Origin of the sequence: Pseudomonas sp. NFXW11 (assembly GCF_049887815.1) — a bacterium.
In the GTDB taxonomy this organism is placed as follows: domain Bacteria; phylum Pseudomonadota; class Gammaproteobacteria; order Pseudomonadales; family Pseudomonadaceae; genus Aquipseudomonas.
In genome coordinates this window covers 577,482-593,469 of record NZ_JAGEKI010000001.1, presented here as the reverse complement: position 1 = coordinate 593,469, position 15,988 = coordinate 577,482, and the positions used below count along the sequence as shown (strand labels likewise).

Here is a 15,988-nt window from a genome sequence, read left to right as displayed (position 1 = left end):
TGCGCGGCGGCAATTGTTTCCAGGCGACTTTTTGTTACAGGCAGTCCCTGGCCGGCGTGACAGCTTGCCACTGGTGCTTCTAACCTGAGGCGATTGGCGGGGCCCACCCGCCGTCTCAGGACACTTTGCCCCATGTATAAAGACCTGCAGTTTCCGATCCTGATCGTGCATCGCGACATCAAGGCCGACACGGTGGCCGGAGACCGGGTACGGGGCATCGCCCGAGAGCTGGAGAAAGATGGCTTCAGCATCTTCTCCGCGGTGAACTACGCCGAAGGGCGCCTGGTAGCGTCCACCCATCACGGCCTGGCCTGCATGTTGATCGCCGCCGAGGGCGCCGGGGAAAACACCCACCTGCTGCAGAACATGGTGGAACTGATTCGCCTGGCCCGGGTGCGGGCGCCGCTGTTGCCGATCTTCGCCCTGGGCGAGCAGATGACCCTGGAGAACGCTCCGGCCGACGCCATGAGCGAGCTCAACCAGCTGCGGGGCATTCTCTACCTGTTCGAGGATACGGTGCCGTTCCTGGCCCGGCAGGTGGCCCGCGCCGCGCGCAATTACCTGGATGGCCTGCTGCCGCCGTTCTTCAAGGCCCTGGTGCAGCACACCGCCGACTCCAACTATTCCTGGCACACCCCGGGCCACGGCGGTGGCGTGGCCTATCGCAAGAGCCCGGTGGGGCAGGCGTTCCACCAGTTCTTCGGCGAGAACACCCTGCGCTCGGATCTTTCGGTGTCGGTGCCGGAACTGGGTTCGCTGCTGGATCACACCGGCCCCCTGGCCGAGGCCGAGGCCAGGGCGGCGCGCAATTTCGGCGCCGATCACACCTTTTTCGTGATCAATGGCACCTCCACCGCCAACAAGATCGTCTGGCACTCCATGGTCGGCCGCGACGACCTGGTGCTGGTGGACCGCAACTGCCACAAGTCGGTGCTGCACTCGATCATAATGACCGGCGCCATTCCCCTGTACCTGTGCCCGGAACGCAACGAGCTGGGGATCATCGGGCCGATTCCCCTGAGCGAGTTCAGCCCCGAATCGATCCAGGCCAAGATCGATGCCAGCCCGCTGACCCGTGGCCGGCCGCCCAAGGTCAAGCTGGCGGTGGTCACCAATTCCACCTACGACGGCCTGTGCTACAACGCCGAGCTGATCAAGCAGAGCCTGGGCAACAGCGTCGAGGTGCTGCACTTCGACGAGGCCTGGTACGCCTACGCGGCGTTTCACGAGTTTTTCGCCGGGCGCTACGGCATGGGCACCTCGCGCAGCGCCGACAGCCCCCTGGTGTTCACCACCCATTCCACCCACAAGCTGCTGGCGGCCTTCAGCCAGGCTTCGATGATCCATGTGCAGGACGGCGGCGCGCGCCAGCTCGACCGGGAGCGCTTCAATGAAGCCTTCATGATGCATATCTCCACCTCGCCGCAGTACAGCATCATCGCCTCCCTGGATGTGGCCTCGGCGATGATGGAGGGCCCGGGCGGGCGCTCGCTGCTGCAGGAAATGTTCGACGAGGCCCTGAGCTTTCGCCGGGCCCTGGCCAACCTGCGGCAGAACATCGCTGCTGATGACTGGTGGTTCTCGATCTGGCAGCCGGAGCGGGTCGAGGGCATCGATCAGGTGCATACCGGCGACTGGCTGCTGGAGCCCGAAGGCGAGTGGCACGGTTTTGCCGGGGTGACCGACGACTACGTGCTGCTGGACCCGATCAAGGTGACCCTGGTGATGCCTGGCCTGACCGCCGGCGGGGCCCTGAGCGAACATGGCATTCCAGCGGCGGTGGTGGGCAAGTTCCTCTGGGAGCGCGGGCTGGTGGTGGAGAAGACCGGGCTCTATTCGTTCCTGGTGCTGTTTTCCATGGGCATCACCAAGGGCAAATGGAGCACCTTGCTCACCGAGTTGCTGGAGTTCAAGCGCAACTACGACGCCAACGCCAGCCTCGCCGCTTGCCTGCCCAGCGTCGCCAGCCAGGACCCGCAGCGCTACCAGGGCATGGGCCTGCAGGACCTGTGCGACCAACTGCACGCCTGCTACCGCAGCAACGCCACGGCCAAGCACCTCAAGCGCATGTACACGGTATTGCCCGAGGTGGCCCTCAAGCCCGCCGATGCCTACGATCACCTGGTGCGTGGCGAGGTCGAGGCGGTGCCCATCGACCAGTTGCAAGGGCGCATCGCCGCGGTGATGCTGGTGCCTTATCCGCCGGGCATCCCGCTGATCATGCCCGGCGAGCGCTTTACCGAATCGACCCGCTCGATCATCGACTACCTGGCCTTTGCCCGGGCCTTCGACAGCAGCTTCCCCGGTTTCGTCGCCGATGTGCACGGCCTGCAAAGCGAGGGGCAGGGCAGCGATCGGCACTACAGCGTCAACTGCATCAAGGCTTGAGGAGCATCGTGCCCATGCAACCTGTTGTGAATCCCCGGCACCCGGGGCTGGCGGTGCGGGTGGCCGACGAGGCATTCGCCGCCTATGTCTGCGCCAGCGACTTCAGCTTCCAGGTCAGCGCTTATGCCGAGGCCGAGCGTGGCCGGCCGGTGGCGGACTGGCCGCTGCACCCGGTCACGCCGTACCGCAAATGCTATGGCATCGATCCGGAGGAGTTCAGCAGCTACCGCAACGCCGCGGACAGCGAGATCTTCATGGCCTGGCTGGATGACCAGCCGGTGGGCCATGTGGTGGTCAGCACCAACTGGAACGGCTATGGGCATATCGACGAGCTGGCGGTGCATGCCCCGGCCCGACGCCATGGCGTGGCCCGGGCCCTGCTCGATGTGGCGCGCTTCTGGTGCGGCAAGAAACAGTTGCCGGGGCTGATGCTGGAAACCCAGAACAACAACCTCGGCGCCTGCCGCCTGTATGAACGTTGCGGTTATGGAGTGGGTGGCGTGGATCACCTGCGCTATCGCGGTATCGACCCGCAGACGCGGGAGATCGCGATTTTCTGGTACCTGCTGTTCGCCGATGCCGATGCCGCAGGGTCGGCCTAGCCGGCCAGCAGGGCCTCGGCCTGTTCCCTCAGCAGTTGCAGCAACGCCTCGAGCAGGGGCGAGCTGTCGCTGCCATTGCGGCGCAGGGCGTACAGGGTGACGCCAATCGGCGGCGACAGCGGGCATATATCCAGCCCGCTGCCCCGGGCGCCGGCCGCGGTGAAGGGGTCGACCACTGCCAGGCCGGCACCGGCTTCCACCAGGCTGCGCATCATCTGATAGGTCTGTACCCGGGTCTGGATCACCGGGCTGGGCCGCAGGCTTTGCAGCTTGCTGGCGAGGATCAGGCTCAGTGGGTCCTGGCCCTCCAGGCCGATCATCGCCTGGCCGGCCAGGTCTTGCAGGGCGACGTATTTCTGCTTGGGTTGCAGCCAGCCGTGGGGCGCCAGCAAAAACAGCTTGCCCTGGGCCAGTGGCTGGCTGTGGATGTCCGGGTGTTCAGGGTCGTGCAGGCCGAGGCCCAGGTCGCACTCGCGCAGCAGCAGGCTTTGCACCATGTCCCGGGTGCTCTGGCTGAGCAGGCTGCACGGGGTGTCGGCAAAGCGCCGGCGCAGGGCGGCGATGCATTGCGGCAGCAATTGCTGGACCAGCGGCGCGGTGGCAATCAGGCGCAAGGGCGGTGCCTGATGGAAACGCAGGGCATCGGCCAGGCGTTGCAGCGGTTCGACGGCGTCATACACCCGGTTGATCGAAGGTTGCAGTTCGCGGGCCTCGCGGGTGGCCTGCAAGCGCCCGCGTACGCTGGCGAACAGCATGCACCCCAACTGGCTTTCGGCATCGCGCAGCAAGGCCTCGACCTCGGCCACCGAGAGTTGCAGCAGCTCGGCGGCGGTGCCCAGGTGCGCGGTTTGCAGGAGCGCCTGAATCACTTCGATATGACGTAAACGCATGCTTGAAGTCCATCTCCAGCCGGTTGGGGAGTCAAGCGTGGAATCCTACCCCAAGTCACGGCCCGGAATCTGTAGCCGCCGTGGGCACGGCGTCGCAGGGGCTTCGCTCAGGGTTTGGAGGGGGGCAGGCAAGGTCTTGCGCAGCCGGGGCGGCTACGCGTTTGGCTGGCATGGGGTCATTCGCTGGCCGGCGGCTCGGGCTCGCGCACCAGGGTGACATCGGTCTGCACCAGCAGGAACTGGTTGTCATCGAGTTTTCTGATCCGGTCGCCGATCGCCAGGCGATAGGTGGTGACGGGTTCGGCGCCGTCCTCAGGCATGGATTCGCGGAATTCGTGTACTGAGTACACACGCCCCTCGGCATCTCTTGCATGGAATTGTCCGACAAGTACTGCAGCCATCTTTTCAGCCTCTGGAGATAGAACACGCAAATTGCGGTGCTGTAGACCCGGTGGATGCCAGGGAAGTTTTGCCCGGGCAAAAAAATATTCCGCGGCCATTGCCGGCACCCGCGCGGCGTGTACCGAAGGGCATTATTTGTGCGAAAAATGGCGGTTGCGGGGTGGCAGGCACCCCCCAGGCTCATCTATAACTGGCAGCTCCTTCAAGCCAATGGCGGGAACCCCCATGAGCAACGTGCACAAGGTAGCAGTGCTGGTCGGCAGCCTGAGAAAGCAGTCCCTGAATCGCAAGGTGGCCCTGGCCCTGGCCGAGCTGGCACCGGCCAATCTGCAGTTGGAGATTGTCGAGATCGGCGACTTGCCGCTGTACAACGAAGATATCGACGTCACTCCCCCTGAGGCCTACACGCGCTTTCGCCAGCAGATCGGCGCCGCCGATGCGGTGCTGTTCGTCACCCCGGAGTACAACCGCTCGGTGCCGGCGCCCTTGAAGAATGCCATCGACGTCGGCTCGCGGCCCTATGGCAAGAGCGCCTGGGGCGGCAAGCCGGGGGCGGTGATCAGCGTGTCGCCGGGAGCCATCGGCGGCTTTGGCGCCAACCATCATCTGCGCCAGTCCCTGGTGTTCCTCAATGTGCCGTGCATGCAGCAGCCCGAAGCCTACCTGGGCGGTGCCGGCGCGGCATTCGACGAATCCGGCAAGCTGGCGGACGCCACCCGGCCGTTCCTGCAAGGCTTTATCAACGCCTATGGGCAGTGGGTCGAGCAGCAGAAAAAGGGCTGAGGCGAGGCCGAAACTGGCCTGAACCGATGTCGCAGCCGGCTTGCCGGCGAACAGGCCCTTGGATTGGGCGGTGCTCTTGCGGGCGCCTTCGCTGGCTTGCGCCACCGCCGGTTCTCGCACGCGGTTGAAGACCTATCAATGATGCTGATTGCCGTACTGATCTTCCTCCTGACCATCACCCTGGTGATCTGGCAACCCAGGGGCCTGGGTGTTGGCTGGAGCGCGACCCTGGGCGCGATCCTGGCGCTGCTCTGCGGGGTGGTGCAACTGAGCGATATCCCGGTGGTGTGGCAGATCATCTGGAATGCCACCGGCACCTTCGTGGCGCTGATCATCATCAGTCTGCTGCTGGACGAGGCCGGTTTTTTTGCCTGGGCGGCGCTGCATGTGGCGCGTTGGGGCCAGGGCAATGGGCACCGGCTGTTTGCCTACATGGTGTTGCTGGGCGCCCTGGTTTCGGCGCTGTTCGCCAATGATGGCGCGGCGCTGATTCTGACGCCGATCGTCATCTCCATGCTCCTGGCCCTGGGTTTTTCCCCGGCCACGACCCTGGCGTTTGTCATGGGCGCGGGTTTTATCGCCGATACCGCGAGCCTGCCGCTGGTGGTGTCGAACCTGGTGAATATCGTTTCCGCGGACTTCTTCGGCATAGGCTTCAAGGCCTATGCGGCGGTGATGCTGCCGGTCAACCTGGTGAGCGTGGCGGCGACCCTGGCGGTGCTGCTGTGGTTTTTCCGCCGGGACATCCCCCGGCACTACGACCCTCGGCAATTGGCCGAGCCCACCAGCGCCATCCACGACCGGGCGACCTTCCTGGCTGGCTGGTGGGTGCTGCTGATCCTGTTACTGGGCTGTTTCGTGCTGGAGCCGCTGGGTATTCCCATCAGTGCCATCGCCGCGCTGTGCGCGGCCCTGTTGCCGGCGATCGCCGCACGCGGGCACAGGATTTCCACGCGCCGGGTGCTCAGGGAAGCGCCCTGGCAGATTGTGATCTTTTCCCTGGGCATGTACCTGGTGGTGTATGGCCTGCGCAATGTCGGGCTGACCGGCTACCTGGCGGGCTGGCTCGATGGGTTCGCCGCGGGCGGGATCTGGGGCGCGGCCCTGGGCACTGGGCTGTTGACCGCGGGGCTGTCGTCGGTGATGAACAACCTGCCGACGGTGCTGGTAGGCGCCTTGTCGATCGATGCCAGCCAGGCCACCGGGGTGATCAAGCAGGCGATGATCTACGCCAATGTGATCGGCAGCGACCTGGGGCCGAAGATCACCCCCATCGGCAGCCTGGCGACCCTGCTCTGGCTGCATGTGCTGGAGCGCAAGGGCATCCATATCGGCTGGGGCTACTACTTCCGGGTCGGCATAATACTGACCCTGCCGGTGCTGCTGGTGACCCTGGTGGCGCTGGCGCTGCGCCTGTCAATGATGTGAAGCGGGCGCGGACATTGCGCATTTCTCGTAGGAGCTGGCTTGCCAGCGAAGACGTCCGCGAGGGCGGTGCAAGGCTCAAGGGCCTATTCGCCGGCAAGCCGGCTCCTACAGTCAGGGCAGCTGCCGGCTAAGGCGCGGAAATCCCCGGCACATGGGGCCAGAGATCCGCCACCAGAAACAGTCGTTCTGCCTCTTCCCAGTCGCCGTCGTCGGTCTCTTCGAGGCGCACCAGCAACTGCGCCGGGGCATGCGGGTCCAGTGCTTCCAGCCACAGTTGCAGTTGCCCGGCTGTCCAGGCCTGCTGCGGCCCATAGCGCGCCGGCGCCAGCCAGGCCTGGCGGGGCAGGGGTTGCCAGCGTCCGGGCTGGCTCTGGGCGATAAAGGCCGGCCAGTCCCGCTGATGCAACCAGCGCCCCCGAAGGTGCTGCGGGTGGGCCCCGGCAGGTGGTTCGGCGTGCCCGGGCCAGGGGTAGAGCAGGTAGCCCCCCAGCCACAGGTGCGCCTGCAACTGCTGGATGTCCAGGGTGTTCAGGGCCTCGCGGCTTTCCTCGCGGGTGGAAATCGGCAGTTGGTGCGCCGCCAGGTGGGCCAGCTTGCGGTCCAGGCGGTCATGGCAGCCGGGGCCCAGCCATTGCCCGCTGTCCACCCCGTTGCCCTGCTGCGGGCCCAGGTAGAGCTTGATCGCCAGCTCCAGGTGGTGCACGCCGTCGCGGTCGCGCAGCAGCAGGTCGAGTTCGCCCAGGGTGTGGCTACCCCGGCGGATCGGCAGGTTGGCCGCCAGCAGTTGCACGCCCGGAGCGTGCTCCACGGCAAACTGCCACAGGCGTTCGTAGTACAAGCCCAGGCGCCGAGTCTGGCTGCGGGCCAGCCACTGGCGCAGGGCGCGGCTGTCCAGGTCCTGGCGGCGCAACCAGTGCGCCAGCAACTGCGGCGCCTGCACCCAGTCGCTGGCGGCGAGCGGGTGGCGCTGGGGCCAGGGCGTGTGGCTGAGCATCGGCGGCGCGAGGATGACCCAGGCGAGGTCGCGGACTTCAGGTTGACGCAACTGGCGCGGGAGGCTGAGCAGTTCCGGGAACAGGAGCATGTTGCGAGCATAGACGCAAACCGTGGCTTTCCAGGTAAATGCGTGCCACTCGCAATTGTCGGCCTCGCCCGCTGCGGATGGCTGAAAGGGTTTTGTCTAACGCCGGGTTTCGCCCATAATCCCCGGTTTGGCCAGTACCCGAACATCGCAGGAGCCCCATGGAACAATTTCGCAATATCGGCATCATCGGTCGCCTGGGCAGTTCCCAGGTGCTGGACACAGTGCGCCGACTGAAAAAGTTTCTGCTCGAACGCCACCTGCACGTGATCCTCGAGGACACCATCGCTGAGGTGCTGCCGGGGCACGGCCTGCAAACCTCCTCGCGCAAGCTGTTGGGCGAGGTCTGCGACATGGTCATAGTGGTGGGCGGCGACGGCAGCCTGCTGGGCGCGGCCCGGGCCCTGGCGCGGCACAATATCCCGGTGCTGGGGATCAACCGCGGCAGCCTGGGCTTTCTCACCGACATCCGCCCCGATGAACTGGAGGTCAAGGTCGCCGAGGTGCTGGACGGCCACTACCTGGTGGAAAACCGCTTCCTGCTGCAGGCCGAGGTACGGCGCCATGGCGAGGCCATCGGCCAGGGCGATGCGCTGAACGACGTGGTGCTGCACCCGGGCAAGTCGACGCGGATGATCGAATTCGAGATCTACATCGACGGCCAGTTCGTCTGCAGCCAGAAGGCCGACGGCCTGATCGTCGCCACTCCCACAGGTTCCACCGCCTATGCGCTGTCCGCTGGCGGGCCGATCATGCATCCCAAGCTCGATGCCATTGTGATTGTGCCGATGTACCCCCATACCTTGTCGGGAAGGCCGATTGTGGTCGATGGCAACAGCGAGCTGAAAATCGTCGTGTCCAAGGATTTGCAGATCTACCCGCAGGTCTCCTGCGATGGCCAGAACCACTTCACCTGTGCCCCGGGCGACACCATCACGGTCAGCAAGAAGGCGCAGAAGCTGCGCCTGATCCACCCGCTGGACCACAACTACTACGAGGTCTGCCGGACCAAGCTCGGCTGGGGCAGCCGCCTGGGCGGTGGAGGCGACTGATGCTCGATCCCGCGCGTAGCTATGACCTGATCGGTGATGTGCACGGTTGCGCCCTGACCCTGGAGCACCTGCTGGATCGCCTCGGCTATCACAAGCAGGGCGGTGTCTGGCGCCACCCGTCGCGGATGGCGGTGTTCCTCGGCGACATCATTGACCGTGGCCCGCGGATTCGCGAGGCGCTGCATATCGTCCACGACATGGTCGAGGCCGGGCAGGCGCTGTGCATCATGGGCAACCACGAGTTCAACGCCCTGGGCTGGAGCACCCCGGCCGCCCCGGGCAGCGGCAAGCAGTTCGTGCGCGAACACACGCCGCGCCATGCCAGGCTGATCCACGAGACCCTGGCCCAGTTCGAACAGTACCCGGGGGACTGGCACGACTTCTTGCAGTGGTTCTACCAGATGCCGCTGTTTGTCGACGCCGGGCGTTTCCGGGTGGTGCACGCCTGCTGGGACGCCGAACTGATCGCGCCGCTACGCCAGCAGTACCCGAACGGCTGCATCGATCGCGAGTTCCTCCAGGCCTCGGCGCTGCCCGAGAGTTTTGCCAGCACCGTGTTCGACCGCCTGCTGCGCGGCACCGACATGCGCCTGCCCCATGGCCTGACCATGACCAGCGGCGATGGCCTGATCCGCTCGTTCTTCCGCACCAAGTTCTGGGAAGACAATCCGCAGACCTATGGCGACATCGTCTTCCAGCCCGATGCCCTGCCGGAACCCGTGGCGCGCACACCGCTGTCGCCGGCGGAGAAGAACCGCCTGCTGCGCTATCCGGAAGACCAGCCGCTGCTGTTCGTCGGCCACTACTGGCGCAGCGGCAAGCCGGCGCCGATCCGCCCCAACCTGGCCTGCCTGGATTACAGCGCAGTGCTCTACGGCAAGCTTGCGGCCTATCGGCTGGACCAGGAAACCCGCCTGGACCCGAATAAATTCGTCTGGGTCGATGTCGAGCGGCCCGAGGTAGTGCGATGAGTGCGGTAGCGGTTTTGCGTCTGCCCCTGGCCACCGACCTGAGTGGCTTCGTCCAGTTGCTGCAACGCATGCAGGTGCCGCACCGGGTCAGTGAAGAGGCCGGGCAGCAGGTGCTCTGGGTGCCGGAGTCGATTCGCGACGATGTGCTGGGCCTGTACCAGCGCTTCCCCGAGGGCGACCCCGAACAGCAGTTGGACATTCCCCAGGCCGCGGCGCCGGCGCGTATCGGCCTGGTGCAGCAACTGCGCCGCAGCCCGGTCACGGCGCTGATCCTGCTGCTGAGCCTGGCGGTGTGCGGCATCACCCTGCTGGGGGAGAAGCTGCAGGTGCTGAGCTGGTTCACCTTCCTCGACTTCCGCGTGGTCGGCGACTACATCCACTTCACGACCCTGGGCGACAGCCTGGCGGCGGGGCAGTGGTGGCGCCTGGTGACACCGATGCTGGTACATTTCGGCATCCTGCATATCGCCATGAACGGCATGTGGTACTGGGAGCTGGGGCGGCGTATTGAACTGCGCCAGGGCAGTATCAACCTGCTGGGCCTGACCCTGCTGTTCAGCCTGGTGTCCAACTTCGCGCAATATCTTTTCAGTGGCCCCAGCCTGTTTGGCGGCCTGTCCGGGGTGCTGTACGGCCTGCTCGGGCATTGCTGGATCTATCAACTGTTGTCTCCCAACCCCATCTACCGCCTGCCCCGGGGCGTGCTGGTGATGATGCTGGTGTGGTTGCTGCTGTGCCTGTCCGGGCTGGTCTCGATGATAGGCTTCGGCGCCATCGCCAACGCCGCTCACGTCGGCGGCTTGCTGATCGGTTGCCTCACCGGCTTGTTGGGCGGCCTCTACAGCCGCCGTAAACCGGCCCTTTAAACGCTGGAGTCCTGTATGTCGTCTTTTGCTCAAATGATCGAAAACATCACCCCCGATATCTACCAGAGCCTGAAACTGGCGGTAGAGATCGGCAAATGGTCCGATGGCCGCAAGCTCACCGCCGAGCAGCGTGAACTGTCGCTGCAAGCGATGATCGCCTGGGAGCTGCAGAACCTGCCCGAAGACCAGCGCACCGGCTACATGGGCCCGCAGGAGTGCGCCTCGAAGTCGGAAACCGTGCCGAACATCCTGTTCAAGTCGGATGCCATCCATTGATCGAGATCGGCCGTGGTTCCATCAGCAAGATGTCGGCGCGCCTGGATGGCGCCGAGGTGCAATACGCCTTTCGCCTGGGCGACAGCGAGGTGCCGGTCAACCCACTGATCGGCAGCACCTTGCGCCTGGAGTACCTGGGGGCGATCCACTGCAGCCATTGCGGGCGCAAGACCAAGACCAGCTTCAGCCAGGGCTACTGCTACCCGTGCATGACCAAGCTGGCCCAGTGCGATATCTGCATCATGAGCCCGGAGCGCTGCCACTACGACGCCGGCACCTGCCGCGAGCCGTCCTGGGGCGAGCAGTTCTGCATGACCGATCATGTGGTCTACCTGGCCAATTCCTCGGGGGTCAAGGTCGGCATCACCCGTGCCACCCAGTTGCCCACCCGCTGGCTCGACCAGGGCGCCAGCCAGGCGTTGCCGATCATGCACGTGGCGACCCGCCAGCAGTCCGGTTTCGTCGAGGACCTGCTGCGCTCGCAAGTGGCCGACAAGACCAACTGGCGCGCCTTGCTCAAGGGCGATGCGCCGCCGGTGGACCTGCTGCAAGTGCGTGAGCAACTGTTCGAGTCCTGCGCCGAGGGCCTGCTGGCCCTGCAGGAGCGTTTCGGCCTGCAGGCGATTCAGCGGGTAGCGGATCTTCAGCCCCTGGAGATCCGCTACCCGGTGCGCCAGTACCCGGCCAAGATCGTCAGCTTCAACCTGGACAAGAACCCGATTGCCGAAGGCACCCTGTTGGGGATCAAGGGCCAGTACCTGATCTTCGATACCGGGGTGATCAATATTCGTAAGTACACGGCTTACCAGCTCGCCGTGCATCAGTAGAAGGAATTCGCCATGCGCACCGAACAACCGAAGATGATCTACCTCAAGGACTATCAGGCACCCGAGTACCTGATCGATGAAACGCACCTGACCTTCGAGTTGTTCGAGGACCACAGCCTGGTCCATGCGCAGCTGGTGATGCGCCGCAACCCGGCGCGTGGTGCCGGCCTGCCGCCGCTGGTGCTCGATGGCCAGCAGCTGGAGCTGCTGTCGGTGGCCCTGGGCGACCGCGAACTGACGGCGTCCGACTACCAGCTCGACGACAGCCACCTGACCCTGCACCCCGACAGCGCCAGCTTCACCCTGGACACCAGCGTGAAGATCCACCCGGAGAGCAACACCGCCCTGGAAGGCCTGTACAAGTCCGGCGGCATGTTCTGCACCCAGTGCGAAGCCGAGGGCTTTCGCAAGATTACCTACTACCTCGACCGCCCGGACGTGATGAGCACCTTCACCACCACCCTGGTGGCCGAGCAGCATCGCTACCCGGTGCTGTTGTCCAATGGCAACCCGATCGCCAGCGGCCCCGGCGAAGACGGCCGGCACTGGGCGACCTGGGAAGACCCCTTCAAGAAACCGGCCTACCTGTTCGCCCTGGTGGCCGGTGACCTGTGGTGCGTGGAAGACAGCTTCCACACCATGAGCGGTCGCGATGTGGCGCTGCGCATTTATGTCGAGCCGGAAAACATCGACAAGTGCCAGCACGCCATGAACAGCCTGAAGAAGTCCATGCGCTGGGACGAAGAGACCTACGGCCGTGAATACGACCTGGACATCTTCATGATCGTCGCGGTCAACGACTTCAACATGGGCGCCATGGAAAACAAGGGCCTGAACATCTTCAACTCCAGCGCCGTGCTGGCCCGCGCCGAAACCGCCACCGACGGCGCCCACCAGCGGGTCGAGGGCATCGTCGCCCATGAATACTTCCACAACTGGTCGGGCAACCGGGTGACCTGCCGCGACTGGTTCCAGCTGTCGCTCAAGGAAGGTTTCACGGTGTACCGCGATGCCGGTTTCTCCGCCGACATGAACTCGGCCACGGTCAAGCGCATCCAGGACGTGGCCTACCTGCGCACCCACCAGTTCGCCGAGGACGCCGGCCCCATGGCCCACGCCGTGCGCCCGGAAAGCTTTATCGAGATCTCCAACTTCTACACCCTGACCGTGTACGAAAAGGGTTCGGAAGTGGTGGGCATGATCCACACCCTGCTGGGGGCCGAAGGCTTCCGCAAGGGCAGCGACCTGTACTTCGAACGCCATGACGGCCAGGCCGTGACCTGCGACGATTTCGTCAAGGCCATGGAAGACGCCAATGGCGTCGACCTGACCCAGTTCAAGCGCTGGTACAGCCAGGCCGGCACGCCACGTCTGGCGGTCAGCGAGGCCTACGACGCCAAAGCGCAGACCTACAGCCTGACCTTCCGCCAGAGCTGCCCGCAAACCCCGGACAAGCAGGAGAAGCTGCCGTTCGTGATTCCGCTGGCCCTGGGCCTGCTGGATGCCAAGGGCAACGACCTGCCACTGCGCCTGGCCGGCGAAAGCGCCGCCCAAGGCACAAGCCGGGTGATCTCGGTGACCGAGGCCGAGCAGACCTTTACCTTCGTCGATATTGCCGAGCATCCGCTGCCCTCGCTGCTGCGGGGCTTCTCGGCGCCGGTGAAGCTGAGCTTCCCCTACAACCGCGACCAGCTGATGTTCCTCATGCAGCACGACAGCGATGGCTTCAACCGCTGGGAGGCCGGCCAGCAACTGGCGGTGCAGGTGTTGCAGGAGCTGATCGCTCAGCATCAGCAGGGCGTGGCCCTGGAGCTGGACCAGCGCCTGGTTACCGCCCTGGGCACGGTGCTGGCGGACCACAGCCTGGACCCGGCCATGGTCGCCGAAATGCTCTCGCTGCCGGGCGAGGCCTACCTCACCGAAATCAGTGAAGTGGCGGATGTCGAGGCCATTCACGCAGCGCGGGAGTTTGCCCGCCGGCAACTGGCCGAACAGCTGTCCGGCAGCCTGTGGCAGCGCTATCAGGCCAACCGTGCCCTGTCCAAGGCCACCGCCTATGTGGCCGAGTCCGAGCACTTTGCCCGGCGTGCCTTGCAGAACATCGCGCTGTCGTACCTGATGCTGACCCGCAAGCCCGAAGTGCTGGCGGCGGCCATCGAGCAGTTCGATGCCGCCGACAACATGACCGAGCGCCTGACTGCCCTGGCGGTCCTGGTCAACTCGCCCTTCGAGGCCGAGAGGGCCCAGGCCTTGGCGGTGTTCGCCGAGAACTTCAAGAACAACGCCCTGGTCATGGACCAGTGGTTCAGCGTGCAGGCCGGCAGCCCCTTGCCCGGTGGCCTGGAGCGGGTCAAGGCGTTGATGCAGCACCCGGCGTTCACTATCAAGAACCCGAACAAGGTGCGGGCGCTGGTGGGGGCTTTTGCCGGGCAGAACCTGATCAACTTCCACGCCGCCGATGGCTCGGGCTACCGTTTCCTGGCGGACCTGGTGATCCAGCTCAATGCCCTCAACCCGCAGATTGCCTCGCGGCAACTGGCGCCGCTGACCCGCTGGCGCAAGTACGACAGCGCCCGCCAGGCGCTGATGAAGGCCGAGCTGGAGCGCATCCGCGCCTCCGGCGAGCTGTCCAGCGATGTGTTCGAAGTGGTGAGCAAAAGCCTGGCCTGATCCGGCCAGCGCCTACGGGGCGGTGGTGGGCGGTTCGGGGGTTGCGACCTGCAACGCTTCGGCCAGGTTGGGGTGATAATTCTGCGCGCCAATGGCGTGCAGGATGCCCACTCGCTCAAGCTTGGCATGCACCCTGGGATTGGCTTCGCACAGCTTCACCACTATTCCGCGTTTTTGCAGCTGCTCTAGCACTTCCTCCAGAGTCTGCAGCCCCGTGATGTCCATGAAGGGCACATGCCTCAGGCTGATGATCAGCAGCCATGGGTCGCTGTGGGTGTGGGCCAGCGCCCGTTCGAAAGTCTCGGCAGCGGCAAAGAACAACGGCCCTTCGATGCTGTAGACCAGCACCCCCGGCGGCAATTGCCCCTGCGCCTGGCCACGCAGTTCATGCTGCAACTCCTCGCCCAGCACCTGCTGCACCTCCACCGAGGAGGCCATGCGTCGCAGGAAATGCAGCATGGCCAGGATCACCCCGATGTTCACCGCGATCACCAGGTCGCTGAACACCGTCAACACGAAAGTCACCAGCAGAATCGCCACATCGGCCCGTGGCGCCCGGCGCAGCATGCGCTTGAAATGCGCCAGCTCGCTCATGTTGTAAGCCACCACGAACAGAATCGCCGCCAGGGCGCACAGCGGGATATTGGCCGCCAGCGGCGCCAGGAACAGCACGATCAGCACCAGCAGCAGGGCATGGATGATCCCCGCCAGCGGGCTGTTGCCGCCGTTGCGGATATTGGTCGCGGTGCGGGCGATGGCGCCGGTGGCGGCGAACCCGCCGAACAGCGGGGTGACCAGGTTGGCGATGCCCTGGCCCATCAGTTCCTGGTTGGAATCATGGCGGGTGCCGGCCATGCCGTCGGCCACCACCGCCGACAGCAGCGACTCGATGGCCCCGAGCATGGCAATGGCGAAGGCCGGGCCGATCAGGTCCAGCACCCGTGGCAGGCTGATCTCGGGTAACTGCAAGGCGGGCAAGCCCTGGGGAATGCCACCGAAGGCGCTGCCGATGGTGGCCACGCCGTCGAACTGCAACAGCGACTGCAGGGCGGTGGCCAGGGTCATGGCGATCAGCGGTGCCGGCAGGCGCTTGAGCGGCTTGATCTTTGGCACCGCCAGCAACACCACCAGGCTCAGCAGGGCCAGCAGGGTGGTGGCCGGGTGCAGCTCGGGCAGCGCTTGCAGCAGGTGCCAGAACCGCTGGTGAAAATGTTCGCCCTGGACCGCCGGCAAGCCGAAGAAGTCGCGCCACTGGCTGACCCAGATGATCACCCCGATGCCGGCGGTGAAACCGAGGATCACCGGCGCGGGAATGAACTTGATCAAGGCCCCCAGGCGGCTGACGCCCAGCAGGAACAGGATCAGCCCGGCCATCAGGGTCGCCAGTTGCAGGCCATCCACCCCGTACTTGGCGGTGACCCCGGCGAGAATCACGATAAAGGCCCCGGTGGGCCCGGCGATCTGCACCCGGCTGCCACCGAACAGCGACACCAGCAGGCCACCGACTATGGCGGTGTAGATACCCTGTTCCGGCTTGACCCCGCAGGCGATGGCAAAGGCCATGGCCAGGGGCAGGGCCACCACCCCGACTATGACCCCGGCCACCAGGTTGCGAGCCCAGTGGGCGCGTCCGAGCAATCCGTTGTTCCAGGCCTCGCGTATGGCAATCATGCTTCCCTCCTGAAGCGTGTCGGGCTGGCAAGCCAGGTCGCTCATCATAGCCAAAGGCGGCGAGGGGGCCGCCATGCCCTG

The 15,988-nt window shown here is 65.2% G+C and carries 13 protein-coding genes and 1 pseudogene; 10 read left to right on the top strand and 4 right to left on the bottom strand.

The window, feature by feature from the left end:
* Positions 1-132 precede the first annotated feature (132 nt).
* Positions 133-2,388: an Orn/Lys/Arg decarboxylase N-terminal domain-containing protein gene (locus J4P02_RS02570; RefSeq protein WP_426187453.1), complete on the top strand. Its 2,256-nt coding sequence runs from the start codon at positions 133-135 to the stop codon at positions 2,386-2,388.
* A 14-nt stretch (positions 2,389-2,402) separates the two neighbouring features.
* Positions 2,403-3,018, top strand: a pseudogene (locus J4P02_RS02565) (GNAT family N-acetyltransferase); the annotation flags it as partial.
* On the opposite strand, the gene J4P02_RS02560 reads toward J4P02_RS02565, so the two are convergent.
* Both J4P02_RS02560 and J4P02_RS02555 read right to left on the bottom strand, forming a co-directional pair.
* The gene (locus J4P02_RS02560) at positions 2,987-3,880 is read right to left on the bottom strand and encodes a LysR family transcriptional regulator (protein WP_426187451.1); all 894 of its coding nucleotides are present in this window, start codon (positions 3,878-3,880) and stop codon (positions 2,987-2,989) included. The pseudogene J4P02_RS02565 and the gene J4P02_RS02560 overlap by 32 nt on opposite strands.
* A 176-nt stretch (positions 3,881-4,056) precedes the next feature.
* Positions 4,057-4,281, bottom strand: coding sequence for a hypothetical protein (locus tag J4P02_RS02555; protein WP_426187717.1), 225 nt, complete (start codon positions 4,279-4,281; stop codon positions 4,057-4,059).
* Positions 4,282-4,507: 226 nt separating this feature from the next.
* Between J4P02_RS02555 and J4P02_RS02550 the strand changes: the two genes are divergently transcribed.
* Complete coding sequence (locus J4P02_RS02550) at positions 4,508-5,065, top strand: NADPH-dependent FMN reductase (protein ID WP_426187449.1); 558 nt, start codon at positions 4,508-4,510, stop codon at positions 5,063-5,065.
* Between the two features lie 141 nt (positions 5,066-5,206).
* The gene (locus J4P02_RS02545; RefSeq protein ID WP_426187715.1) at positions 5,207-6,493 is read left to right on the top strand and encodes an arsenic transporter; all 1,287 of its coding nucleotides are present in this window, start codon (positions 5,207-5,209) and stop codon (positions 6,491-6,493) included.
* 127 nt (positions 6,494-6,620) lie between these two features.
* On the opposite strand, the gene J4P02_RS02540 is transcribed toward J4P02_RS02545, so the two are convergent.
* Entirely contained in the window at positions 6,621-7,577 is a 957-nt protein-coding gene (locus J4P02_RS02540; RefSeq protein WP_426187447.1) for a DUF1853 family protein, read from the bottom strand.
* A 158-nt stretch (positions 7,578-7,735) separates the two neighbouring features.
* On the opposite strand from J4P02_RS02540, the gene J4P02_RS02535 reads away from it, so the two are divergent.
* The 6 genes from J4P02_RS02535 to pepN are packed head-to-tail and all read left to right on the top strand — an operon-like array spanning position 7,736 to position 14,236.
* Positions 7,736-8,626: an NAD(+) kinase gene (locus J4P02_RS02535; RefSeq protein ID WP_426187445.1), complete on the top strand. Its 891-nt coding sequence runs from the start codon at positions 7,736-7,738 to the stop codon at positions 8,624-8,626.
* Positions 8,623-9,597, top strand: coding sequence for a metallophosphoesterase (locus J4P02_RS02530; protein ID WP_426187713.1), 975 nt, complete (start codon positions 8,623-8,625; stop codon positions 9,595-9,597). The genes J4P02_RS02535 and J4P02_RS02530 overlap by 4 nt, the downstream gene beginning before the upstream one ends.
* Positions 9,594-10,463 (top strand): rhomboid family intramembrane serine protease, encoded by an 870-nt coding sequence (locus J4P02_RS02525; protein WP_426187443.1) that lies wholly within the window; start codon positions 9,594-9,596, stop codon positions 10,461-10,463. Before J4P02_RS02530 ends, J4P02_RS02525 begins: the two co-directional genes overlap by 4 nt.
* Before the next feature lie 15 nt (positions 10,464-10,478).
* The gene (locus tag J4P02_RS02520; RefSeq protein WP_426187441.1) at positions 10,479-10,739 is read left to right on the top strand and encodes a YeaC family protein; all 261 of its coding nucleotides are present in this window, start codon (positions 10,479-10,481) and stop codon (positions 10,737-10,739) included.
* The gene (locus J4P02_RS02515) at positions 10,736-11,566 is read left to right on the top strand and encodes a DUF2797 domain-containing protein (RefSeq protein ID WP_426187439.1); all 831 of its coding nucleotides are present in this window, start codon (positions 10,736-10,738) and stop codon (positions 11,564-11,566) included. The genes J4P02_RS02520 and J4P02_RS02515 overlap by 4 nt, the downstream gene beginning before the upstream one ends.
* 12 nt (positions 11,567-11,578) lie before the next feature.
* Positions 11,579-14,236 carry an aminopeptidase N gene (gene pepN, locus J4P02_RS02510; protein ID WP_426187437.1) on the top strand — a complete coding sequence of 886 codons (2,658 nt, stop codon included), beginning with the start codon at positions 11,579-11,581 and terminating at the stop codon, positions 14,234-14,236.
* Between the two features lie 12 nt (positions 14,237-14,248).
* Here pepN and J4P02_RS02505 read toward each other — a convergent pair whose 3' ends face one another.
* Entirely contained in the window at positions 14,249-15,907 is a 1,659-nt protein-coding gene (locus J4P02_RS02505) for a SulP family inorganic anion transporter (RefSeq protein WP_426187435.1), read from the bottom strand.
* Positions 15,908-15,988 lie beyond the last annotated feature (81 nt).

What these genes read in the sequence shown, in the direction of transcription:
- J4P02_RS02570 (WP_426187453.1), top strand. Translation starts at nt 133, where the DNA reads ATGTATAAAGACCTGCAGTTTCCGATCCTGATCGTGCATCGCGACATC.
- J4P02_RS02560 (WP_426187451.1), bottom strand. Translation starts at nt 3,880, where the DNA reads ATGCGTTTACGTCATATCGAAGTGATTCAGGCGCTCCTGCAAACCGCG.
- J4P02_RS02555 (WP_426187717.1), bottom strand. Translation starts at nt 4,281, where the DNA reads ATGGCTGCAGTACTTGTCGGACAATTCCATGCAAGAGATGCCGAGGGG.
- J4P02_RS02550 (WP_426187449.1), top strand. Translation starts at nt 4,508, where the DNA reads ATGAGCAACGTGCACAAGGTAGCAGTGCTGGTCGGCAGCCTGAGAAAG.
- J4P02_RS02545 (WP_426187715.1), top strand. Translation starts at nt 5,207, where the DNA reads ATGCTGATTGCCGTACTGATCTTCCTCCTGACCATCACCCTGGTGATC.
- J4P02_RS02540 (WP_426187447.1), bottom strand. Translation starts at nt 7,577, where the DNA reads ATGCTCCTGTTCCCGGAACTGCTCAGCCTCCCGCGCCAGTTGCGTCAA.
- J4P02_RS02535 (WP_426187445.1), top strand. Translation starts at nt 7,736, where the DNA reads ATGGAACAATTTCGCAATATCGGCATCATCGGTCGCCTGGGCAGTTCC.
- J4P02_RS02525 (WP_426187443.1), top strand. Translation starts at nt 9,594, where the DNA reads ATGAGTGCGGTAGCGGTTTTGCGTCTGCCCCTGGCCACCGACCTGAGT.
- J4P02_RS02520 (WP_426187441.1), top strand. Translation starts at nt 10,479, where the DNA reads ATGTCGTCTTTTGCTCAAATGATCGAAAACATCACCCCCGATATCTAC.
- pepN (WP_426187437.1), top strand. Translation starts at nt 11,579, where the DNA reads ATGCGCACCGAACAACCGAAGATGATCTACCTCAAGGACTATCAGGCA.
- J4P02_RS02505 (WP_426187435.1), bottom strand. Translation starts at nt 15,907, where the DNA reads ATGATTGCCATACGCGAGGCCTGGAACAACGGATTGCTCGGACGCGCC.